The sequence below is a fragment of the Afipia sp. GW822-FHT04G07 genome (genome assembly GCF_058800765.1).
The window spans coordinates 3,176,700-3,199,049 of sequence record NZ_JBXAMP010000001.1; the positions used below are offsets into that span (position 1 = coordinate 3,176,700).

The window sequence follows — 22,350 nt, forward strand, 5'->3', positions numbered from 1 at the left end:
GATACCCGATATGGGCATGAACACGGGCGGTGGATCGGACGGCGGGCGGCGGCGTCATCGTCGCGCCAACGTTATGGCCGAGATCAACGTCACCCCGATGGTCGACGTGATGCTCGTGCTGCTCATCATCTTCATGGTGTCGGCACCGATGCTCACTGTTGGCGTTCCGCTCGACCTGCCGCAGACGGCAGCCAAGAGCCTCGATCAGGACAAGGAGCCGCTGACGCTGTCGGTTCAGCTCACCGGCAAGGTGTTTCTGAACAACACCGAGATTCCGATGGACGAATTGGTGCCGAAACTGAAAGCCGTGACCGAGGCTCGTGGCGGCCTCGAGGAGCGGATCTTTGTTCGCGGCGACACAAAGGTGGATTACGGTACGGTGATGCGCGTGATGGGACGCCTGTCCGCTGCAGGCTTCAAGCGCGTGGCTCTGGTGACCGAGGTCGAGCAGGGAACCTGACGTGAAGATCGACAAGACAGTCGCAGCGTCTGTCGCGTTACATGCCCTGGTGATCGGCTGGGGCCTGGTGTCGTTCTCGACCAAGGCCTTCGAGTCGATGCCGGAGGATTCCGTTCCCGTCGATATCATTTCCGCCGAGCAGTTCGCCAAGGCGACGCAGGGGATGAAGACCGGCAAGAAGGAAAATCCGAAGCCGATGGTGGAGAAGGTCGCCGAGGCCAAGCCGCCGGTTGACGACCCTGTCGGCAAGATCGAGGACAAGAAGCCGCCGGTGGTCACGGAGGCGGCTCCGCCGCCAACACCGAAGCCCGAGGAAAAGCCGGTCGAGAAAAAACCCGACCCGCCGAAGCCGGTGGTTGAGAACAAGCCGAAGGAAGAACAGAAACCCGCAGAGAAGAAGCCGGATCTCGCAAAGGTCGATCCGATCGCGGAAGCGCTGAAGAAGGAGGAGGCCAAGAAGCCTCCGAAGCCGCAGCAGGTCAAGGCTGCGCCGCCTCAGCCGCAAAAGCAGAAGACCGAACGCACCTTCGATCAGTCGAAGATCGCGGCGCTGCTCGACAAGCGTGATCCGTCGCGCGAATCCATTACGGGCGCCGCGCTGAATTCGCAGGCCGCGCTCGGCACGGCGAAGGGCAGGGCTGCCGACAACTCAGCGACCTGGGGTGCGATGTTCCGCCAGCAGGTGGAGCGGTGCTGGAAGAAGCCCTATGGCGGTATCGAGGCGCAGAAGGTCGAAGCCGTCTTCACGATCAAGCTGAAGCGCGACGGTACGCTGGAAACCATGCCGGTGCCGCTGCCCGGCGGATCGAGCCCGTATTTCCGCGTCTATCAGGAGAGCGCGCAGCGCGCGATCATCGAGTGCCAGCCGTACAATCTGCCTGCGGCCTATTTCGACGAATGGAAATTCTTCGAGCCCGCTTTTACTGAAAAGTTTTCGTGACGGCATGATCCCGAAAAATGGAAACCGGTTTTCGGATCAGATCACGCCCATATCGCTAACGGCGACAAACGCCAGATTGAGTTTGGAATGAGCAAGCACGACTTAAACAAACAGGGTTTGACGCTTTCGCGCCGCCGGATGCTCTCGGGCGCGGCATCCACAGGGTTGCTGCTGGTGACACCGATGAGCAAGGCGCTGGCGCAGGCGCGCGTCACAGTTACCGAAGGCAACTTCCAGCCGATCCCGATTGCTATTCCAAACTTTGTGCCCGGCACGCAGGGCGACAACGAAGTCGCGGCCGGCATCGCGCAGGTCATCACCAACAATCTCAAGCGCAGCGGACTGTTCGCGCCGATCGATCAGGCTGCCTTTATCGAACGCATTTCCAACATCGACGTGCCGCCGCAGTTTGCGAGCTGGCGTCAGATCAATGCCCAAGCTCTTGTTACCGGCCGCGCCACGCGGCAGGGCGACGGCCGCCTCAAGGCCGAGTTTCGTCTCTGGGACGTGCCCGCCAGCCAGCAGCTCACCGGCCAGCAGTATTTCACGTCGCCGGAATCCTGGCGGCGCATTGCGCACATCATTTCCGATCAGATCTATGAGCGCCTCACCGGTGAAAAAGGTTACTTCGACAGCCGCGTGGTGTTCGTCGATGAGACCGGCTCCAAGGAGCGCCGCGTCAAGCGGCTCGCCATGATGGATCAGGATGGCGCCAATGTGCGCTATCTCACGCGCGGGGCCGACCTCGTGCTGACGCCGCGATTCTCGCCGTCCACGCAGGAAATCACCTACATGGAATTCGGCCAGGGCGACCCGCGCGTCTATCTCTTCAACGTCGAAACCGGCCAGCGCGAGATCGTCGGCAACTTCCCCGGCATGTCGTTCTCGCCGCGGTTCTCGCCTGACGGCCAGCGCATCATCATGAGCCTGCAGCAGGGCGGCAACTCGAACCTGTTCGTGATGGACCTGCGCTCGAAATCGACCACGCGCCTGACCGACACCCCGGCCATCGATACGTCGCCGTCCTACGCGCCCGACGGCGGAAGGATTTGTTTCGAGTCCGATCGCGGCGGCAAGCCGCAGATTTATGTGATGGGTGCCGGCGGCGGCGCGGCGCAGCGCATTTCCTTCGGCGAGGGGAGCTACTCCACGCCGGTCTGGTCGCCGCGCGGCGACTACATTGCGTTCACCAAGCAAGGCGGTGGCCAGTTCGCCATCGGCATCATGAAACCGGACGGCTCGGGCGAGCGCATCCTCACCTCCGGCTTCCATAATGAAGGGCCGACGTTCGCGCCGAACGGTCGCGTCGTGATGTTCTTCCGCGAGGCGGGCGGCGGCGGCGGACCGTCGCTTTACACGGTGGATATTTCCGGCCGCAACGAACAGAAGGTGCCGACGCCCGGTTTCGCATCCGATCCGGCGTGGTCGCCGCTGCTTTCGTAAACGAAAGGTTACCGCCCGCGCGGCTTTGCCCGGGCGCGCGGCAAGGCTTGCCTAGTCTGCTGAATTTGCGGGCAAATTGCCGCTCTGCCGCGATCGGGATAACGCATCGGTAACGATGTTCCCTCAGAAAGACTTCATCAGCGGCGGGTAATGCTGTGCATCCAAAGGATGTGCGCGCGCCGATGCAACTGGCTTACCGGAAAAAGCAGTCTGAAGAGACAACCGTCTCGCCGACAGTCTATGCGGCGTTGGTGGATTCGCTGTTTCAGAATCCCCTGCCGATGCTGGTCGGCGCCATCTGCATGGCCGTCGCTGCCATCCTGACCGCCGTGAAGACCGGCAATGTGTATGTCTGGCCCTGTGCGTTCCTGATCGTCGCCGTCGGTACATTCCGCGCCTACGACATGTACATGTACAAGCGTTTCGGCTCCAGCCTGTCGCACGACGACGCGATGCGTTGGGAAACGCGCTACCGGCACGGCGCTGTGATTTACGCCGCGGTGCTTGGCGTCTGGTGCTCGATCGTCCTGCTGGGAAGCGACGATCCGGTCGCGCACATGCTCTGCATCACCGTCACCACCGGCTATATCGCGGCTGGTTCCGGCCGCACCTACGGACGTCCGTGGATCTTCAATCTTCAAATTCTTCTGGCGTGCGGGCCGATGTCGGTGGCGGAAGTCCTGCGCGGCGATCCGTACTACATCGGGCTCGCGTTCCTGAATGGACTGTTCTTCATCGGGCTGAAGCGCATCACGCAAAGCCTCAAGCACATCTATGTCGAGGCGCTGGGCGCGAGCGAGCGGGAAGCCGCCATCGCCGCGCAGTTCGACACCGCGCTGAACAACATGCCGCACGGCCTCTGCATGTTCACGGCCGAAGGCCGTCTCGCTGTGATCAATTACCGCTTTACCGAAATGCTCCGTCTGTCGCGCGATCTGGTCCGACGGACCGTGGCCGTTCGGGACGTGGTTTCGGAAGCCGTCGCCGCCAGGACGCTTTCGCAGGCAAGCGCCGACGCCATTGTGGCCGAAATCGACGCCTCTCGCGCCGGCGAGATTGTTGCTCTTGATGCGGGTGCGCGCGGTGACCGGGCGTTGTGCTGGACATTCCAGCCGATGGCGGGCGGCGGCACAGTCGTGCTGGTTGAAGATATCACGGAGCGCCGCAATGCCGAGGCCAAGATCAGCCATATGGCGCGGGTCGATGAACTGACAGGACTGCCGAACCGCGTCAGTTTCCGCGACGAGATCGAGAAATTGCTCGCGGCCTCCCTTGGCGCGTCTTCGCTGTCGGCGCTGCTGTTTATCGACCTCGATCAGTTCAAACAGGTCAACGATACGCTCGGCCATCCGAGCGGCGACAAACTACTTTGCGCGGTTACTGCGCGGCTGCGGCGATTGCTGCGGCCGGAGGATTTCGTCGCACGTTTCGGCGGCGACGAGTTCGTGGTGTTCCAGCGCGGGATTCAATCCACCGAGGACGCCGCTTCGCTTGCCCGCCGGATCGTCGAGCGTCTCAGCGAGCGTTACGAGATCGATCATCATCTGGTCGAGATCGGCGCGAGCATCGGAATTGCGATGACGTCGCCCGACGTCAGTGTCGACGTGCTGCTGAAGAACGCCGACATGGCGCTGTATCGCGCCAAGGCTGACGGCCGCGGCACATTCTGCTTCTTCCGTGACGAGATGGCGCGCACGGTCGAAACGCGGCGCGTCCTTGAACTCGATTTGCGTCACGCGCTCGCCCATGAAGAGTTCGAGCTGCACTATCAGCCGCTCGTCAACCTGAAGTCAGGACGCATCTCGACCTGCGAAGCGCTGCTGCGCTGGAATCACCCGATCCGCGGGGCCGTTTCTCCGGCCGATATCATTCCGGTCGTGGAAGACATGGGTCTTGTGGTCGATCTCGGCCGCTGGATTTTGCGCAAGGCTTGCATGGAGTGCATGAAGTGGCCTGAAGCCGTCAGCGTTGCGGTCAATTTCTCGTCGCAGCAATTCCATCAGCGCGACGTCATGACCGAGGTTCGTTACGCGCTTGAGGTGTCCGGGCTTCCCGCGCACCGGCTGGAAATCGAAATCACCGAGTCGTCGCTGTTGCGTAACACCCAGTGGACGCTCGATGTTCTGATGCAATTGCGCGAAGCCGGGGTCCGCATCTCGCTCGACGATTTCGGCACCGGCTATTCAAGCCTCAGTTACCTGCACAATTTCCCGCTGCAGAAGGTGAAGATTGATCGCTCGTTCCTCGAGGACATCGGAAGCCAGCGGCCGCTGACGCTGCTGCGCGGCGTCGCACGTCTGAGCGCGGATCTCGGCATGTCCGTTGTGGTCGAAGGTATCGAGACCAACGAACAGCTTGAATTGATCAGCGCCGAGGGGACCGTCACCGAAGCGCAGGGTTATCTGTTCAGCCGTCCCGTTCCCGCCCCGCGCGTGCGCGAACTTCTCAAGGCGTCCCATGGATCGCCGACCAGTTCCGTCGTTCCGATCCGCCAGACGTCGCGCTGACCGGGCGTCCCATCTCTCAATCGTCCAGGTGCCGGGCATACGCGATCACGACAATGCGTTCTCGGGGTGGTTAAGGTTAACTCATGCAACGCTTTGCTCTCCTGTTAAGAAAGCATTAACCTCTTGCCAATGGCGCATGGCTTCAGCGCCGCCGGTCGGAGCAAAAAATGATCTCAGCCATTCAGACATCCGCCCGTGCATCCGAGAAGGGAAGTTACCCGCTCGATGCAGTCGATTACCGGCTTGCCGAAACCCCTGCCGATCGCGAGCGGATCTACCGGCTGCGCTACCGCGCCTATCTGCGCGAAGGGGCGATCGGCGCGCGCAGCGACCGGCGCGTCACGGACGAGTTCGACGAGTCCCCGAACTCCTGGATCTTCGGCATTTATCTCGACGGCGAACTGGCGAGTTCCATCCGCATCAGCGTCGCAACGCCGGATCATCCGACGTCGCCCTCCGTCAACGTCTTCCCGGACATCCTCGGTCCGGAACTGGCCAGCGGTAAAATCATCGTCGATCCGACGCGCTTCGTGGCGGACCCTTCGCGCGAGAAGCGGTATCCGGAATTGCCGTATTTAACGGTGCGGCTGGGCTACGTGGCGTGTGCCTATTTCAATGCGGACATCGGTCTTGCCACCGTGCGCGCGGAGCATCAGGCCTTTTATCGCCGCGTCTTTTTGCAGAAGCCGCTTTGCGAGCCGCGCATTTTCCCCGGACTGATCAAGCCCGTCGGGTTGATGGCGGCGGATTATCTCGCCGTGCGGGAACGGATTTTCGAACGCTATCCTTATTTCCGTTCGAGTTTCTTCGAGCGGCGGAAATTGTTCGAGCGCGACCAGGCGTCGGCTGAATCGGCATCGGTTCTTACCCTGCCGCAGTTTCCCTTCGCGCAGGCCACCATCGCTCCCCGGTCCTGAGGCAGGGCCGGCCCCGCGGTCAGCGGAAAATCCCTCGTTCATAAAGGGCTCCAGCCTCGCGCTGGGGCCCTTTTTGCTTGGCGCATTCACCGTCGCGCCATATTCATACCGCATTAACCATCGGCATCGGTTTTGCCCGATGTCGGGCATTTGACCGTCTCCGGCAACCCCTCATCAAGGTTGACGGAACGTTCGCTTAACCAAGCCCCTGTAGACCGGATGAAGTCTTTTAGTAACCAGAGCGTGGAGGCTCCGGAATGAAACATCAGATGCGTATCCTCCAGGGATTGAAGCTGGCCGCTGTTCTCGCTGTTGCGCTGTCGATGGGCGCGTGCGCCAACAAGACCGGCGTCGGCGGCGATGCCATGGCGAGCGCGGCGACCCCGGGCAGCCAGCAGGATTTCGTGGTGAACGTTGGTGATCGCGTGTTCTTCGAAAGCGATCAGACCGAACTGTCGCCGCAGGCGATCGCGACCCTCGACAAGCAGGCGCAGTGGCTGCAGCAGTACAATCGCTATGCCTTCACCATCGAAGGCCATGCCGACGAACGCGGCACCCGCGAATACAACATCGCGCTCGGCGCCAAGCGTGCGCAGTCGGTTCGCAGCTTCCTCGCGTCACGCGGCATCGATCCCGGCCGGATGCGCACCATCTCCTACGGCAAGGAACGCCCGGTCGCGGTGTGTAACGACATCTCGTGCTGGTCGCAGAACCGCCGTGCGGTGACCGTGCTGAACGCCAGTTCGTAAGGTAGTTCTCAAGGCATTTAAAACGGCGCCTCCGGGCGCCGTTTTTGTTTTCGGTGCGCGCGGGACATGATCCCGAAAAGCGGGGACCGGTTTTCAGAAAAGATCATGCCCGGACAACATCAGAGACTGTTTGCAGTCACATTTTTGGCGTAGTGAAACCGTCAGTGTAGGGTGCTTTGAAAAGCATTGGTCTTATTCTCGGCCGGGTCAAAATGTCATCCAGATTTCAAATTCTCGTCTGTGCGGTTCTCGCAACCGCTCCCGCATGGCTGTCTGTCAGTGCCGTCGCACAGCAGGACATCGATCCTGAAATGCGGATCGAGCAGCTGGAAAACCAGCTGCGGACGCTGACCGGCCAGAACGAGGAATTGCAGTATCGCAACCGCCAGCTCGAAGAACAGTTGCGGGCGATGCAAGGCGCGCAGCCTGCGCCAAATCAGGCCGCCGCACCTCGTGCGGCTGCGCCGAACATCGCGGTTGCGCCACCAGTTCAGCCCGATCCCGGCTATCGGCAGCCGCCCGCGCCGCAGCCCGGTGTCGGACAGGCGCCGCCGGTTATCGCGGCACCCGTTGCCAGCAGCGGTCGCCGCGGCGATGCGTTTGACCCGAGCCAGAATCCGAATGCACCGGGCGTGCCGCGCGCGCTCGGCGGAGGCCAGGCGCCGCTGGCGGAAGGTCCGATCGGCGCACCGGGCGGCCGTGACGCCGGCGAGCCGCTGGATCTGTCGAATGTCGGCAATTCACGCGATCCCAATCGTGCGCCGATGCAGCGTCCGGTGCAGCAGGCCCCGAACACGACGGCTTCGCTGACCACGTTGCCGCCGTCGGCGACCCCGCGCGACGAGTTCGATCTCGGCATCGGCTACATCCAGCGCAAGGATTACGCGCTCGCCGAAGAGACGATGCGAAACTTCGCGCAAAAGTATCCGAGCGATGCGCTGCTGCCGGATTCGCAGTACTGGCTCGGCGAAAGCCTTTACCAGCGGCAGAAGTACCGCGATGCGGCTGAAACCTTCCTGGGCGTCACCACGAAGTACGACACCTCCGCGAAGGCGCCGGATGCGTTGCTGCGGCTGGGTCAGTCGCTCGCGGCGCTGAAGGAGAAGGAGGCCGCCTGCGCGGCATTCGGCGAAGTCACGCGCAAATACCCGCGTGCGTCGAACGGGGTGAAGCAGGGCGTGTCCCGCGAGCAGAAGCGCGTCGGCTGCTGATATTGATCGGCGGAAGCCGGGCAAGATTTTCGCGGCCGATCCGGCTATGCTGACGCTGGACTTCCGGACGACATCATGCCCCAGCCCGAAGCAAAATCCGTCATCACTGTCGCCGAGGCGAAACGTCTGTTCGCCGACTGGAAAGCCGCGTCGGCAATCGTGCTTGCGGTGTCCGGCGGCCCGGACTCGCTGGCCCTGATGTGGCTCGCCGCCCGCTGGCGTGACGCGCTGAAGAAAGCGCCGCATCTTGTTGCGGTCACGGTCGATCATGGCCTGCGCAAGGAAGCTGCGCGTGAGGCACGCGCCGTCAAGCAGCTCGCCGCATCGCTCGGCGTTGAACATCGCACCGTGCGCTGGACTGGGGACAAGCCGAAAACCGGATTGCCGTCTGCCGCTCGGACCGCGCGCTACCGGCTGCTGGCCCGCGCCGCGCAGCGTCACGGAGCATCCCATATTTTCACGGCGCATACGCAGGACGATCAGGCGGAGACCGTGATCATGCGGTTGTCGCGCGGCAGCGGTCTTGCAGGGCTGGCAGCGATGGCCCGCCAATCGGATCGCGACGGCGTGGTTCTGGTGCGGCCGTTTCTCGATGTGCCGAAATCTCGGCTTGTCGCCACGCTCGAAAAAGCCGGCATCGCGTTCGCCGACGACCCCACCAATTACGACGCGCGTTTTACACGACCGCGTCTGCGCGCGCTGATGCCGGGGCTGGCGGCTGAAGGTGCCGATGCACGGGGCCTGGCGCGTCTCGCGACGCGTCTGGCCCGCGCCAACGCTGCGCTGGAAATCATGACGGATGGCGCGGAACGCTATCTCGCCAGTATCAACCATGCGTATTCGGGCGCGGCTTTCGATCTGGCGGCTTTCACCGCCCTGTCCGACGAAATCCGGATCCGCCTGTTGTTGCGCGCCGTCAACCGCGTCGGCCATGAAGGACCGGCCGAACTCGGCAAGGTGGAGGCGCTGTCACAAGCCCTGGATCTGGCCGCGAGGGAAAAGTCCGGGAATGGACGCATTCGGCTGAAGCAGACGCTCGCGGGGGCTGTCATCAGCATCCGGAACAACCGCATCCACATTGCGCCGGCGCCGCCACGGGGCCGGCGCAAGGCTGGATTGCTTTGATTGAGGCTGGATTGCCTTAACCACTGTCGAAATAGCTGGAAACAGTGCCCTTATTTCACCCGGAATGCCGGTAATATGCGTTAAATAGTCCTAGGCGCTTCCCTTGGCAGCAAGGGGGACCGCACCTAGATTGTATTGCAACCGCACGGAAAACCTGTTGTCGGCCCAAGGATATAAGGCCGCGATCGGTGCGGCCACGAAGGAAGCCCAATGAACGCCAACCTGCGCAATTTCGCCCTCTGGGTCATCATCGTCTTGTTGCTGTTGGCATTGTTCACGCTTTTCCAGAATCCGGGACAGCGGGCTGCCTCGCAGGATATTTCGTTCTCCCAGCTTTTGACCGAGGTTGACCAGAGCCGCGTCCGCGACGTGGTCATCCAGGGTCCGGACATCAACGGCACATTCACCAACGGTTCGACCTTCCACACCTATGCGCCGAACGATCCGACGCTGATCAAGCGCCTGTATGACGGCAAGGTGTCGATCACCGCCAAGCCGCCGGGTGACAATGTGCCGTGGTTCGTGTCGCTGCTGGTCTCATGGCTGCCGTTCATCGCGCTGATCGGCGTGTGGATTTTCCTGTCGCGCCAGATGCAGGGCGGCGCCGGCAAGGCGATGGGCTTCGGCAAATCGCGCGCCAAGATGCTGACGGAAGCCCACGGCCGCGTAACGTTCGAGGACGTCGCAGGCGTCGATGAAGCCAAGCAGGATTTGCAGGAAATCGTCGAGTTTCTCCGCGACCCCGGCAAGTTCCAGCGGCTCGGCGGACGCATTCCGCGCGGTGTGCTGCTCGTCGGCCCTCCGGGCACCGGTAAGACTTTGATCGCACGCGCCGTCGCGGGCGAAGCCAATGTGCCGTTCTTCACGATCTCGGGTTCGGACTTCGTCGAAATGTTCGTCGGCGTCGGCGCATCGCGTGTGCGCGACATGTTCGAGCAGGCCAAGAAGAACGCCCCTTGCATCATCTTCATCGACGAAATCGACGCGGTCGGCCGTCATCGTGGCGCTGGCCTCGGCGGCGGTAACGACGAGCGCGAACAGACCCTCAATCAGTTGCTGGTCGAGATGGATGGCTTCGAGGCCAATGAAGGCGTGATCCTCATTGCCGCGACCAACCGTCCCGACGTGCTCGATCCCGCGCTGCTGCGTCCGGGCCGCTTCGACCGTCAGGTCGTGGTGCCGAATCCGGATGTCGTCGGCCGCGAGCAGATCCTCAAGGTTCACGTCCGCAAGGTGCCGCTGGCACCGGATATCAACCTCAAGACCATTGCACGTGGTACGCCCGGCTTCTCCGGCGCGGACCTGATGAACCTCGTCAACGAGGCGGCGCTCACCGCCGCGCGCCGCAACAAGCGCATGGTGACGCAGTCCGAGTTCGAGGAAGCGAAGGACAAGGTGATGATGGGCGCGGAGCGCAAGTCGCTCGTCATGACCGAGGAAGAGAAGATGCTGACGGCCTATCACGAGGGCGGACACGCCATCGTCGGCCTCAACGTCGTCGCGACCGACCCGATCCACAAGGCGACCATTATTCCGCGCGGCCGTGCGCTGGGCATGGTCATGCAGTTGCCCGAGCGCGACAAGCTGTCGATGTCGCTCGAGCAGATGACTTCGCGTCTCGCCATCATGATGGGTGGGCGCGTCGCGGAAGAACTGATCTTCGGCAAGGAAAAGGTGACGTCGGGCGCATCGTCCGACATCGAGCAGGCGACACGGCTTGCGCGCATGATGGTGACGCGCTGGGGTCTGTCGGAAGAACTCGGCACCGTGTCCTATGGCGAGAACCAGGACGAGGTGTTCCTCGGCATGTCGGTGTCGCGCACCCAGAACGCATCGGAAGCCACGGTTCAGAAGATCGACACCGAGATCCGACGCTTTGTCGAAGAAGGCTACAAGGAAGCGACGCGAATCCTCACCGAGAAGCGCGCCGATCTCGAGACGCTCGCGAAGGGCCTGCTCGAATTCGAAACGCTGTCCGGTGATGAGATCACCGATCTGCTGGCCGGCAAGAAGCCGAACCGCGAGTCAGTTCTCGAGCCGACCGGTCCGCGCACTTCGGCGGTGCCGCCCGCCGGGAAGCCGCGCCCGCGTCCGGACGCCGGCCTGGAACCGCAGCCGCAGGCGTAACGCGCCAGACATCAATCGTTTGAAAAGGCCGGTTTTCGAACCGGCCTTTTCTTTTGAGCGTGCTGTGGTTTGCCGTCTGCTCCCCGCGATCCGCATGGGCGGACGCGTTTGACCCTTATTTGAACATGGGTCACAGCCGCGTCGCTTGACCGCCCGGCTTATTCGCCGCACCGATGAATCCTCCTGCGGATGAATCGATGACCACGGCCAATACGATGCCTGAGGCGCCCCAAGACCATTTTCACGCGCCAGCTTACTGGTCGTCGAAGGCCATCATGCCCGGCATCTACGCCATTGCGCCGATGCTGCCGGGCACGATCGCGTTCGGCATGGCGTTCGGAGCGCTGTGCGCGCAGAAGAACTTCACGCTCACCGAAGTGCAGGTGATGATGGCCTTCGTCTATGGCGGGCTGTCGCAGTTCGTCGCGGTCTCATCCTGGCCGGATACGCTGACGGTGTCGTCGATCGCGACGCTGGCGCTGCTGACCATCACCGTGAATATCCGTTTTTCGCTGATGAGCGCCAGCCTGCGTCCGTGGTTCGGCACGCTGCCGCCGTGGCAGTCCTATCCCTCGATGCTGCTGGTCACCGATGGCGGCTGGCTCGCCGCCACGCGTTATCGCAATCACGGCGGCGCGGACGCGTCCTTCTTCGTCGGCGGCGGCATTCTGCTCTATGTCCTTTGGTTTCTCTCGTCGGTGCCGGGATATTTGCTGGCCGGGCAGTTGAGCGACCCGAAAAAATACGGCGTCGATCTGGTGGTGCCCGCGTTCTACGCGGCGATGCTGGTGCCGGCCTGGAAAGGCCCGAGACGGGCGATCCCGTGGGTTGTGGCGGGCGTGGTGGCGCTCACGGTGCATTGGCTTGTGCCCGGCTGGTGGTTCATCATCAGCGGCGCGCTGTCGGGTGCGATCAGTGCCGGGCTGATGGACGATCCGGCCGATGACGCGCAAATCAAGCCGCATGGAGAGCGCGCATGAGCGATTTCCTGCGCTCCGATGTGATGATCGCACTGGCCGTCATGACGGTCGTGACGGTCGCCTCGCGCCTCGGCGGCTTCTGGCTGATGGGATACGTCAATGTCACGCCGCGCGTGCGGCGGATGCTCGACGCATTGCCGGGATCGATCATCGTCGCGGCATCGCTGCCGATCGCGGTCAATGGCGGCGCCGTCGTTCTGTTCGCCATTGGTGCCGCGGTCGCGATCACGATTATCCGGCGCAACGAGTTCGTTGCGGTCATCACAGGCATGGCGGTGGCTGCACTGGCGCGGGCGATGGGATTCAGCGGCTAGGCATGGTCCCGAAAAGTGGCAACCGGTTTTGGACAAGATCGTGCCTCGGCCAAAAAGGTTATGCTGCACTGCGAATTTAATTCCCGTTCTGCCGAATCGCTTGTCTTCGCTTTTGAACTGATGTTCACTTCTTTTTGGGAGACGAACGCCGTCAATGGTTTACAGGCGAACTCATCAGGTCGTGAAACGTCTTGCGGCACGCCGCAATGCGATCCTTTCCGCCGCACGCGACGCAGCTGCCGAAGGCGGGATGGCTGCGGTTCAGATCGCGCCGGTCGCCACCCGCGCCAATGTCGCGGCGGGCACCGTCTATCGCTATTTTCCGTCCAAAGCCGACCTGATTTCCGAACTGATCGCCGATGTGTCGCGCGCGGAATTGACGGCGATCCGCCGCGCCGCTGACGCTGCCCCCGGACCTTCGTCCGCGCTGGCTGCGGCTGTGACGACGATCGCCGTGCACGTGGTGTCGAATCGCAAGCTCGCCTGGGGCATCCTTGCCGAGCCGGTGGATGTCGATGTCACCGCATCGCGCCTTGCCAGCCGCCGCGAAATCTCCGCTGAAGTCGAAACGCGGATCGAGGCGGCGGTCAGGGCAGGGCACCTTCCGGCGCAGGACATCTCGCTTGCCGCAACTGCCCTGATCGGGGCGCTGCACGAATCGCTGGTTGGCCCGCTCGCCCCTGACGATATCGACGATCCGGTGAAGCTGCGCGATTCGGTGCAGGCGATCACCCTGTTCGCGTTGCGCGCCGTCGGCGTGCTCGATGCACGTGCCCGCGGTCTGGTGGTGCAGGCCGTGATGCCGGTGATGCCGGTTCGGCGGGAACTGGGTGCGCTGGTCGGATAGATCCACCTCTCGCGCGACCCGCTTTGGAACTATTCAAAACCGGCAAGCTGTGCTTGAACCATCGGAACAATATGCGTGACGCAAACACGCTGGAGATTGCCATGTCTATCATTATGCCTGAAGCGGATCGGGCAATCCTTGATCGCCGCGAGGAAATCGTCGCAGCTTTGCAAAAGATCGTGCCGGGTGAGGGCGTGATCTCCACGACCCGTGAGATGCAGCCCTACGAATCCGATGCGCTGACCGCCTATCGCCAGCCGCCGATGGTGGTGGTGCTGCCCGACACCACGGAACAGGTGTCCCAGGTTCTGAAATACTGCCACGACAACGGCATCAAGGTGGTGCCGCGCGGCTCCGGAACGTCGCTGTCGGGCGGATCGCTGCCGCTTGCGGACGGCGTGCTGCTGGGGCTGGGCAAGTTCAAGCGTGTGCGCGAAATCGACTTCGACAACCGCGTGGCGGTGGTCGAGCCCGGCGTGACCAATCTCGCCATCAGCCAGGCCGTGGCGCACAAGGGCTTCTACTACGCGCCCGATCCGTCGTCGCAGATCGCCTGCTCGATCGGCGGCAATGTCGCGGAGAATTCCGGCGGCGTGCACAGCCTGAAATACGGCATGACCACCAACAATGTGCTGGGCTGCGAATTCGTGCTGATCACCGGCGAAATCCTGCGCATCGGCGGCAAGGCGCCCGAGAACGACGGCTACGACGTGATGGGAGTCATCAACGGGTCGGAGGGCCTGCTCGGCGTCGTCACCGAAGTGACCGTGCGCATCCTGCAAAAGCCGGAGACCGCGCGCGCCCTGATGGTGGGTTTCGCGGAGATCGAAGCCGCCGGCCAGTGCGTCGCGAACATCATCGGCGCCGGCATCATTCCGGGCGGCATGGAGATGATGGACAAGAACGCCATCGTCGCCGCGGAAGCATTCGTGCACGCAGGCTACCCGCTCGACGTCGAGGCGCTGCTGATTATCGAACTCGACGGCCCGAAGGCGGAGGTCGACGAACTGATCGAGCGCGTGGAGAAAATCGCGCGCGCGTGCGGCTCGACCACGTTGCAGATCTCGAATTCCGAACAGGAGCGGCTGCTGTTCTGGTCTGGCCGCAAGGCGGCGTTCCCGGCGGTCGGGCGGCTCTCGCCGGATTATCTCTGCATGGACGGCACGATTCCGCGCGGCAAGCTGCCGGAAGCACTGGCCGGTATTCGCGATCTGTCGGAAAAATACGGCCTGCGCGTCGCGAATGTCTTCCATGCCGGCGACGGCAACCTTCATCCCCTCATTCTGTACGACGCCAATATCCCCGAGGAGATGGACAAGGCGGAAGCCTTCGGCTCGGACATCCTGCGGCTGTGCGTCAAGCTCGGCGGCGTGCTGACCGGTGAGCATGGCGTCGGCGTCGAGAAGCGCGACCTGATGCCCGAGATGTTCAGCGACATCGACTTGGCCCAACAGCAACGCCTCAAATGCGCGTTCGACACCCAAGGCCTGCTCAATCCGGGCAAGGTGTTTCCGACGCTGCATCGCTGTGCAGAACTGGGCCGCGTCCATGTCCACGGCGGCAAGCTCGCGTTTCCTGATATCCCGCGATTTTGAATGCGATCGCTTCCAGAGCAACCGCCGGGTGACCGGCAGGGATCATTTGATTTGCAACAGATAGAAAAACGGGCGGCGGCGTGGATACGTTGAAAGTGCGTGATGCGAAGGATGTGGAGCAGGCGGTCCGCGATGCGGTCGCCGCCGAGCAGCCGCTTGAAATTATCGGTCATGGCAGCAAGCGCGCGATCGGCCAGCCGATGGCCACCAATGCCGTGCTGGACGTCTCGGCATTGAACGCGATCACGTCCTATGAGCCGAACGAACTGATCATCACCGTGCAGCCCGGCGCGCCGATGGCGGATGTTCTGTCGCTGATCGATTCCAAGAACCAGCAATTCGCGTTCGATCCGATGGACACCTCGGTGCTGCTGGGAACTCCGCGCGGTGCCGGGACCGTCGGCGGCATGATCGCGGTGGGTCTGGCGGGTCCGCGGCGCATCAAGGCCGGCGGCGTGCGTGATCATCTGCTCGGCGCCCATGCCGTCTCGGGCTTTGGCGACTCCTTCAAGACCGGCGGCAAGGTGGTCAAGAACGTCACCGGCTACGACCTTTGCAAGCTGCTGGCGGGGTCGTGGGGCACCCTGTCGGTGATGACCGAGGTGACGCTCAAGGTGCTGCCCAAGGCGGAAACCGAGCGCACGCTGGTGCTGCGCGGCCTCGACGACGTCACGGCGAACCGGGCCATGACCGTCGCGCTGGGATCGCCATACGACGTGTCGGGCGTGGCGCATCTGCCGGCCTCGATCTTCCGGAGTGCGGACGGCACATTGTCCGGTCTGGGCGAGACCCGGCAGGCGGTGACGCTGGTCCGGCTGGAGGGGATCGGCGCCTCGGTTCCGCACCGCGCGGGATCGGTACGCGATGCGCTTGCGCCATTTGGCGCGGCGGACATGATCGAGGATGAAGCGTCCGGATCGGTCTGGACTTCCCTTCGCGATGTTACGCCGTTCGCGGCGGCCGGATCGCTGGGCGCCTGGCCGGTGTGGCGTATCGTCTGCCCGCCAGCCTCCGGTGGGGCATTCGGGCAGGCGCTGGCGCGCGAAACAGGCGGCGATGTGATCTACGATTGGGGCGGCGGGCTGATCTGGGCGGCGCTGCCGCCCGCACCGGACGCCCATGCGGTACTCCTGCGGGAGCGGCTGAAGGCGATCGGCGGCCACGCCACGTTGCTGCGCGCCAGCGATCAGGTGCGCAACGCGGTGGATGTGTTTCATCCGCAGGAGGCCGGCGTGGCGGCGCTGGGCCTGCGCGTCAAGGCGAGTTTCGACCCGCGCAATGTTCTCAACCGCGGCCGGATGGTGCGCTAAATGAAGACCGAATTTTCTCTCGCGCAGCTTGCCGATCCGGATATCCGCGAAGCCGACAAGATCCTGCGGGCCTGCGTGCATTGCGGGTTTTGCACGGCGACGTGCCCGACTTACGTCCTGCTCGGCGACGAACTGGATAGCCCGCGCGGCCGCATCTACCTCATCAAGGACATGCTCGAGAACGACCGGGCCCCGACGCAGGAGGTGGTCAAGCATATCGATCGCTGCCTCTCGTGCCTCGCCTGCATGACCACCTGCCCCTCGGGGGTGAACTACATGCACTTGGTCGATCAGGCGCGGGTGAAGGTCGAGGAGGAATATTCCAGGCCGCTTCCCGAGCGATTCCTGCGCGGCGTCCTCGCCTTCGTGCTGCCGCGTCCCGGCCTGTTTCGGGCAAGCATGATCGCGGCCCGGCTCGGCAAGCCGTTCGCGGCGTTGCTGCCGGCTTCCCCCAAAGGCCAGACCACGCCGACCTTCTTCGACCGGCTGCGCGCGATGCTCGCGCTTGCGCCGGCGCATTTACCTGCGGCCGGGCCAGCCGGTGGCACGGTATTTCCCGCCGAGGGTGAAAAGCGCGGCCGCGTGGCGGTGCTGCAAGGCTGCGCCCAGCAGGTGCTGTCGCCGGGTATCAATCAGGCCGCGATCCGGATGCTGACCCGCCATGGCATCGAGGTCGTGCTGGTGGCCGACGAACAGTGCTGCGGTTCGCTGACGCATCACATGGGCCACGACGGCGATGCGCTGAAGCGCGCGCGGGCGAATATCGAGGTGTGGACAAGGGAGGCCGACCAAAACGGCCTCGACGCCATCCTCGTAACCACGTCGGGATGCGGCACGACCATCAAGGATTATGGCTACATGTTGCGCGAGGATCGCGCCTATGCGGAGAAAGCCGCGCGAATATCGGCTCTCGCGCAGGACGTCACCGAATATCTCGGTGGTCTCGACATCGCGTGGCCACAAAGCAAAAACGATCTCGTCGTCGCGTATCACTCCGCATGTTCGTTGCAGCACGGACAGAAAATCACGCAGCTTCCGAAAGAATTGCTTTCCAAGAGCGGATTCGTGGTGAAAGATGTGCCGGAGAGTCATCTGTGTTGCGGTTCGGCGGGAACGTACAACATCCTCCAGCCCGACATTGCAAGGCGACTGCGCGAACGGAAGATCGCCAACATCGCTTCGACGACGCCGGACATCATCTCTGCCGGCAACATCGGTTGCATGGTGCAGATTGGCTCGGTGGAAAGTACCGACGGAACGTCAGTCCCTGTGGTGCACACGATTGAGCTGCTCGATTGGGCGACAGGCGGTCCTCGACCGGATTTATTGGCGGCATCGATGAAGGGCCCCCGCGTTGGGAGTGCTTGAACGCCGGTTTGAACGTGCGGCTGGCGAAACAGGAGGACCACAATGGCTAAAGCGAAGAAGAAGAAAGCTAAAAGCAAGAAGGCGAAGAAGGTAACCGCGGCGAAGAAGAAAACCGCGAAGAAATCTTCCAAGAGGTCTGCGAAGAAGTCCGCCAAAAAATCGGCGAAGAAGGCGGTCAAAAAGTCCGGCAAGAAGGCGAGCAAGAAGGCCGCCAAGAAGTCGGCAAAGAAATCTTCCGCCAAGAAGGCCACTCCCAAAAAGGCGGCTAAAAAGGCTGCACCCAAGAAGGCCGCTCCGAAGAAGAAGCGCGCTCCGAAGCCTGCTGCGGCGCCCGCGCCTGAATCCGCTGCGAGTTCAGCCGAGCCCAGCTGGTCCAGCCCGGCACCTGCTCCAGCTCCGGCCCCAAGCTGGTCGTCTGGTTTCGGCTCCGGCAGCGACGACAGCAACAATTGAGGTCCTAGGCCCGCCTCGGCGGGTACCGCAGGGCTTTTTGGCGCAGGATTTTGGGAGGCCGCAGCAATCGCTGCGGCCTTTCGCGTTTAGGCGCGCGCGTCCGGAGCTGGCGGGGTCCGGGCCGAACGGCGGCGGCGGCGAATCGGACGAGGGGGCGCGCAATTCCTGGCGTCCGGGTGTCTCGGTGGATGTTCAATTGCCAAGGGTTCGCAGGAATACCTGCTGCCGGCTTCAATTGAGGCCGAAATTTGTTGTCAGAATGCAACACTGCGGCAGAACATCTTTTGAAGCGGTTTAAACGCCTAAAAAGGCGGCAATTGCTTGGGTTTTTTGCTTTCCGAACATCCCTGTGCCCCGCAGATTGGGACCACGAGTTCACGCAGTCGATTACGCTTGTCATTCGGACCTTCGGCAATCGGACTGAATTTTAAACGATGATGGGGATCGTCATGAAGAAAGTAAGTTTGTCGATCGCAGCCGTTGCGGTTGCGATGGGTCTGGGTTCGGCGTCGGCCGCCGATCTCGGCAAGGTCTACAAGAAGGCGCCGCCGGTTGAAGTCGTGTCGCCTTGGGATATCGCGTTCGGCGCCGGCATCATGAGCAACTACCTGTTCCGCGGCGTCACGCAGTCGAACAACCAGCCGGCCGGTACCGCTTATTTCGAGCCGCGCTACAACATCAATCCAAACCTTCAGCTCTACGTCGGTACGGCCGCGACCAGCATTTCGTTCGCCAACCGCGCCGCTGCTGAAATCGACGTCTACGGCGGTATCCGCCCGACCTTCGGCCCCGTCGCCTTCGACTTCGGTGTGTTCGGTTACCTGTATCCAGGTGGAACCTGTACCGCTGGTATCCTGACCGTGGCCGCGGTTTGCCCGAACGAGGCAAATCCTGTGATCCTCGCCAACGGCAACGTCATGAAGAAGGACGTCTCCTTCTACGAAGTGTACGGCAAGGTGGCCTACACCTTTAACGACAACTTCTCGCTGGGCGGCAACGTGTTCTACTCGCCGAACTTCCTGAACACCGGCGCTGACGGCACCTACGCGTCGATCACCGGTAAGATCACCGCACCGGGCACGCTGTTCGGCACCAGCGGCATCGGCGCTTACGTGTCGGGTGAATTCGGCCGCCAGTGGCTGGGCACCTCTGATGCCTTCTATGGCACCGGCATCGTCGGCGACCCGTTCCAGTTCGGCATCAAGTATGCTGACTACAACACCTGGAACATCGGCGTGGGCTTCACCTACAAGGTGTTCACCCTCGACCTGCGTTACTCGGGCACCGATCTCAGCAAGGGTGATTGCAACGCCTTCACCAGCGACTTCAATGCCGGTCAGCAGAACAACGCGACCCCGATCAATCCGGGTGGCATCGGCTCCAAGTGGTGCGGCGACACGTTCATCGCCAAGCTCTCGGCCGACGCAACGCTCAGCGGCCTGAAGTAAGAGCCTTCATCTGAAAGCTTCAGGGGCGGCAGAGAAATCTGCCGCCCCTTTTGTTTGTCGAATGCCGTGACGGTGAATTCCTGTGAGCAGAAGCCGGCGTCAGTCATCGGAATTTTTGGACGAGGCCGGAAAGCGCAACGTGAAAGCCGGCGCCATCGCCGGTCTCGGCGCCGCGCTGGCGATCGGTGGGATGGAGTGGCTGTCGGCCACGATGAATTATCCGCTTGCCGTTATTCCGTTCGCGACCTCGATCGTGCTTGTCATCGGCTCACCCGATGCGCCGCCAGCGCAGCCGCGCGCCCTGATCGGCGGTCATCTGGTGGCGACGCTGGTGGGGCTGATGGTGCTTCATGCCGCAGGCCCGCAGGCGTGGGCGGCCGCCGCAGCGGTGGGGCTGGCGGTCCTTGCGATGTTCGTCACCCGGACGTTTCATCCGCCGGCGGGGATCAACCCGCTGCTGGTGGTGTCAGCCAATCTGCCATGGACCTTCGTGGTCGCGCCGGTTTTCGCCGGCGCGCTGCTGCTGACCGCATTTGCCTTCGTCTGGCACCGCTGGGTCCGGCGGCAGCCATGGCCGGAGCACTGGCTGTAGCGGCTTGTGTTGCTTTCGCCCGCGCGATTGTTACGCCACCGTCGCTGGCTTCTCTTCGTCGCTCAGCGTGAATCGGTCTCCGTCCCGAACCAGCGACACCCGGCGCTGATGGAATGCATCGAGCGTGCTGCGGTGTCCGATCGAGACGACGGTGGTGTCCGGCAGTTTTTCCTCGATCAGGCGATAGAGCAGGGTCTCCGACGGCTCGTCGAGCGAGGCCGTTGCCTCGTCGAGGAAGAGATACTGTGGCGCGTGCAACAGCGCCCGCGCGAGGCCGAGCCGCTGCTGCTCGCCGAGCGACAGCGTTCTGTTCCAATGGCCTTCCTCGGCCAGCCGCGACGCCAGCGCCGGCAATCCGACGAGTTTCAGCACTTCCTCGAGCCTTGCCGTATCGAACGTGTTCTCCTTCGCGGGATAGGTGATCGCGGACGCCAGCGGGCCCACCGGGAAGTAGGGACGCTGCGGCAGCATCATCAGCGATGCGCCTTTCGGAATCGAAATCGCGCCCTTGCCGAATGGCCAGATGCCGGCGATGGCACGAAACAGCGTCGACTTGCCTGAACCGGATGGGCCGGTGACGAGCGTGCGCTCGCCTTTTCGCAACGTGAATCCCGAGGTCTGGATCAGCGGTTTGCCGTTCGGCAACGCGAGCAGCAGATCGCCGAGGCCGATCACGGAAGCGCCGGGTGTGGCGACCGTCTGGATCGAGGCGGGGTTTGCCGCCAGCGTCTTGGCCGCGCCGATTCCGGTCTCGAAGCCGTCGAGGCGCGCGATCACCGCCTGCCATTCGGCGAGCGTGCGATAGGTCGAAATAAAGAAGGACAACGCGCCCTGCACACTGCCGAAGGCGGAGGCGGTCTGCATCATGCCGCCGAGCTGCATCTTGTTGGCGAAGTAGGCGGGCGCGACAAGGATATAAGGAAAGATCACCGAGGCCTGCGAATAGCTCGCGGTAAAGGCCGTCACCTTCTTGGTGCGGTTCATGATGCCGATCCAGTTCTCGACCACGAATCCGAAGCGCGTCAGCAGGCGTTGACGCTCGGCGCTGTCGCCGTCCAGCAGGGCGATCTGTTCGGAGTTCTCACGGACGCGCACGAGGTTGAAGCGAAAATCCGCCTCGTATTTCTGCTGCCGGAAGTCCAGCCCGACCAGCGGATGGCCGATCAGGTGCGTCAGCCAAGTGCCGAGCGCGGCATAGATCAGCGCGCCCCAGACCATATATCCCGGGATGTCGATGTCCCGTCCGAACAGATGCAGCGGTGCGGCGCTCGACAGCGTCCAGAGGATGACGATGAACGACCCCAGCGTCACCACGGCGTTGAGCAGGCCGACCCCGATGTTCAGCGTGCGGTCGACGAACAGCTTGACGTCATCGGTCATGCGCTGGTCGGGGTTGTCCGCGGCGTCGCCCTGGAGCTGCATCCGGTAGTGATTGGCGTGATTGAGCCACTCGCCGAGATAACGTTCGGTCATCCATTTGCGCCAGCGGATCTGCAGCCACTGATTGAGATAGAGCTGATAGACCGCGATCGCGATGAAGATCGTCACGATGATCGTGAAGTAGAGAATTTCGGAGACGAAGTTGTCCCAGTTGCGTTCCTGCAGCGCGTTGTAGAAGCGGTTGTTCCAGGAGTTCAGCAAGACATTGATGGCCACCGTCGCAAGTTCGATGACAATGACCGCGGCGAGCAGGGCCAGGCCCGCCCATTTGTCTTCGGAACGGAAATAGGGTGCGGCAATCCTCCACACGGTTTTGAGCGTCGCGCCGATACCATTCACAGAATTCTTCTCCTTGGATGGGCAGCAAGGCCCTGAAAAATATCAGAAATTCTCAATTTTTAGACTAAAGTCGCAAAGAGCTGACCCTGCGGCATCTTGTCCATGGTGCGACATTCACTCTAGCATGGCGCCGACGGCGAAGGCTGGGGGCCGTTCATTTAGCGGCATTGTGAGCGTTTTGGGGC

General features: G+C 62.7%; 19 protein-coding genes. 18 read left to right on the forward strand and 1 reads right to left on the reverse strand.

Annotated elements, in window-relative coordinates:
- The first annotated feature begins 10 nt into the window (after positions 1-10).
- The 18 genes from tolR to AC1RKJ_RS15655 all read left to right on the forward strand — a co-directional run bounded on the left by tolR (position 11) and on the right by AC1RKJ_RS15655 (position 20,386).
- Complete coding sequence (gene tolR, locus AC1RKJ_RS15570) at positions 11-460, forward strand: protein TolR (RefSeq protein WP_492791824.1); 450 nt, start codon at positions 11-13, stop codon at positions 458-460.
- 1 nt (position 461) lies between these two features.
- Complete coding sequence (locus AC1RKJ_RS15575; RefSeq protein WP_492791825.1) at positions 462-1,400, forward strand: cell envelope integrity TolA family protein; 939 nt, start codon at positions 462-464, stop codon at positions 1,398-1,400.
- An 87-nt stretch (positions 1,401-1,487) separates the two neighbouring features.
- Positions 1,488-2,843 (forward strand): Tol-Pal system beta propeller repeat protein TolB, encoded by a 1,356-nt coding sequence (gene tolB / locus AC1RKJ_RS15580; RefSeq protein ID WP_492791826.1) that lies wholly within the window; start codon positions 1,488-1,490, stop codon positions 2,841-2,843.
- A 182-nt stretch (positions 2,844-3,025) separates the two neighbouring features.
- Positions 3,026-5,350: a putative bifunctional diguanylate cyclase/phosphodiesterase gene (locus AC1RKJ_RS15585; RefSeq protein ID WP_492791827.1), complete on the forward strand. Its 2,325-nt coding sequence runs from the start codon at positions 3,026-3,028 to the stop codon at positions 5,348-5,350.
- Between the two features lie 167 nt (positions 5,351-5,517).
- On the forward strand, positions 5,518-6,267 hold the full coding sequence (locus AC1RKJ_RS15590) for an N-acyl amino acid synthase FeeM domain-containing protein (RefSeq protein ID WP_492791828.1): 750 nt from the start codon (positions 5,518-5,520) through the stop codon (positions 6,265-6,267).
- A 257-nt stretch (positions 6,268-6,524) separates the two neighbouring features.
- Positions 6,525-7,016: a peptidoglycan-associated lipoprotein Pal gene (gene pal / locus AC1RKJ_RS15595; RefSeq protein ID WP_492791829.1), complete on the forward strand. Its 492-nt coding sequence runs from the start codon at positions 6,525-6,527 to the stop codon at positions 7,014-7,016.
- A 212-nt stretch (positions 7,017-7,228) separates the two neighbouring features.
- Positions 7,229-8,227, forward strand: coding sequence for a tol-pal system protein YbgF (gene ybgF / locus AC1RKJ_RS15600; RefSeq protein ID WP_492791830.1), 999 nt, complete (start codon positions 7,229-7,231; stop codon positions 8,225-8,227).
- A 75-nt stretch (positions 8,228-8,302) separates the two neighbouring features.
- Entirely contained in the window at positions 8,303-9,352 is a 1,050-nt protein-coding gene (gene tilS / locus AC1RKJ_RS15605; protein ID WP_492791831.1) for a tRNA lysidine(34) synthetase TilS, read from the forward strand.
- A 210-nt stretch (positions 9,353-9,562) separates the two neighbouring features.
- Complete coding sequence (ftsH, locus tag AC1RKJ_RS15610; RefSeq protein WP_492791832.1) at positions 9,563-11,479, forward strand: ATP-dependent zinc metalloprotease FtsH; 1,917 nt, start codon at positions 9,563-9,565, stop codon at positions 11,477-11,479.
- Positions 11,480-11,676: 197 nt separating this feature from the next.
- Complete coding sequence (locus AC1RKJ_RS15615) at positions 11,677-12,459, forward strand: AzlC family ABC transporter permease (protein WP_492791833.1); 783 nt, start codon at positions 11,677-11,679, stop codon at positions 12,457-12,459.
- Positions 12,456-12,773, forward strand: coding sequence for an AzlD family protein (locus tag AC1RKJ_RS15620; RefSeq protein WP_492791834.1), 318 nt, complete (start codon positions 12,456-12,458; stop codon positions 12,771-12,773). Before AC1RKJ_RS15615 ends, AC1RKJ_RS15620 begins: the two co-directional genes overlap by 4 nt.
- 154 nt (positions 12,774-12,927) lie before the next feature.
- Positions 12,928-13,620 carry a TetR/AcrR family transcriptional regulator gene (locus tag AC1RKJ_RS15625; protein ID WP_492791835.1) on the forward strand — a complete coding sequence of 231 codons (693 nt, stop codon included), beginning with the start codon at positions 12,928-12,930 and terminating at the stop codon, positions 13,618-13,620.
- Positions 13,621-13,721: 101 nt separating this feature from the next.
- Complete coding sequence (locus tag AC1RKJ_RS15630; protein ID WP_492791836.1) at positions 13,722-15,215, forward strand: FAD-linked oxidase C-terminal domain-containing protein; 1,494 nt, start codon at positions 13,722-13,724, stop codon at positions 15,213-15,215.
- 80 nt (positions 15,216-15,295) lie between these two features.
- Positions 15,296-16,525, forward strand: coding sequence for an FAD-binding protein (locus tag AC1RKJ_RS15635; RefSeq protein WP_492791837.1), 1,230 nt, complete (start codon positions 15,296-15,298; stop codon positions 16,523-16,525).
- Positions 16,526-17,893, forward strand: a complete 1,368-nt coding sequence (glcF, locus tag AC1RKJ_RS15640) for a glycolate oxidase subunit GlcF (protein WP_492791838.1) — start codon at positions 16,526-16,528, stop codon at positions 17,891-17,893.
- Positions 17,894-17,935: 42 nt separating this feature from the next.
- Positions 17,936-18,346 (forward strand): histone, encoded by a 411-nt coding sequence (locus AC1RKJ_RS15645; protein WP_492791839.1) that lies wholly within the window; start codon positions 17,936-17,938, stop codon positions 18,344-18,346.
- Positions 18,347-18,795: 449 nt separating this feature from the next.
- A complete protein-coding gene (locus tag AC1RKJ_RS15650) occupies positions 18,796-19,794 on the forward strand; it encodes a TorF family putative porin (RefSeq protein WP_492791840.1) in 999 nt (332 codons plus the stop codon).
- 139 nt (positions 19,795-19,933) lie between these two features.
- Complete coding sequence (locus AC1RKJ_RS15655) at positions 19,934-20,386, forward strand: HPP family protein (RefSeq protein ID WP_492791841.1); 453 nt, start codon at positions 19,934-19,936, stop codon at positions 20,384-20,386.
- Between the two features lie 30 nt (positions 20,387-20,416).
- On the opposite strand, the gene AC1RKJ_RS15660 is transcribed toward AC1RKJ_RS15655, so the two are convergent.
- Positions 20,417-22,165: an ABC transporter ATP-binding protein/permease gene (locus tag AC1RKJ_RS15660; protein ID WP_492791842.1), complete on the reverse strand. Its 1,749-nt coding sequence runs from the start codon at positions 22,163-22,165 to the stop codon at positions 20,417-20,419.
- Positions 22,166-22,350 lie beyond the last annotated feature (185 nt).

Excerpts from the sequence above, each read along its gene's own strand:
- tolR (WP_492791824.1), top strand. The coding sequence starts at position 11 with ATGGGCATGAACACGGGCGGTGGATCGGACGGCGGGCGGCGGCGTCAT.
- tolB (WP_492791826.1), top strand. The coding sequence starts at position 1,488 with ATGAGCAAGCACGACTTAAACAAACAGGGTTTGACGCTTTCGCGCCGC.
- AC1RKJ_RS15585 (WP_492791827.1), top strand. The coding sequence starts at position 3,026 with ATGCAACTGGCTTACCGGAAAAAGCAGTCTGAAGAGACAACCGTCTCG.
- AC1RKJ_RS15590 (WP_492791828.1), top strand. The coding sequence starts at position 5,518 with ATGATCTCAGCCATTCAGACATCCGCCCGTGCATCCGAGAAGGGAAGT.
- pal (WP_492791829.1), top strand. The coding sequence starts at position 6,525 with ATGAAACATCAGATGCGTATCCTCCAGGGATTGAAGCTGGCCGCTGTT.
- ybgF (WP_492791830.1), top strand. The coding sequence starts at position 7,229 with ATGTCATCCAGATTTCAAATTCTCGTCTGTGCGGTTCTCGCAACCGCT.
- tilS (WP_492791831.1), top strand. The coding sequence starts at position 8,303 with ATGCCCCAGCCCGAAGCAAAATCCGTCATCACTGTCGCCGAGGCGAAA.
- ftsH (WP_492791832.1), top strand. The coding sequence starts at position 9,563 with ATGAACGCCAACCTGCGCAATTTCGCCCTCTGGGTCATCATCGTCTTG.
- AC1RKJ_RS15615 (WP_492791833.1), top strand. The coding sequence starts at position 11,677 with ATGACCACGGCCAATACGATGCCTGAGGCGCCCCAAGACCATTTTCAC.
- AC1RKJ_RS15620 (WP_492791834.1), top strand. The coding sequence starts at position 12,456 with ATGAGCGATTTCCTGCGCTCCGATGTGATGATCGCACTGGCCGTCATG.
- AC1RKJ_RS15625 (WP_492791835.1), top strand. The coding sequence starts at position 12,928 with ATGGTTTACAGGCGAACTCATCAGGTCGTGAAACGTCTTGCGGCACGC.
- AC1RKJ_RS15630 (WP_492791836.1), top strand. The coding sequence starts at position 13,722 with ATGTCTATCATTATGCCTGAAGCGGATCGGGCAATCCTTGATCGCCGC.
- glcF (WP_492791838.1), top strand. The coding sequence starts at position 16,526 with ATGAAGACCGAATTTTCTCTCGCGCAGCTTGCCGATCCGGATATCCGC.
- AC1RKJ_RS15645 (WP_492791839.1), top strand. The coding sequence starts at position 17,936 with ATGGCTAAAGCGAAGAAGAAGAAAGCTAAAAGCAAGAAGGCGAAGAAG.
- AC1RKJ_RS15650 (WP_492791840.1), top strand. The coding sequence starts at position 18,796 with ATGAAGAAAGTAAGTTTGTCGATCGCAGCCGTTGCGGTTGCGATGGGT.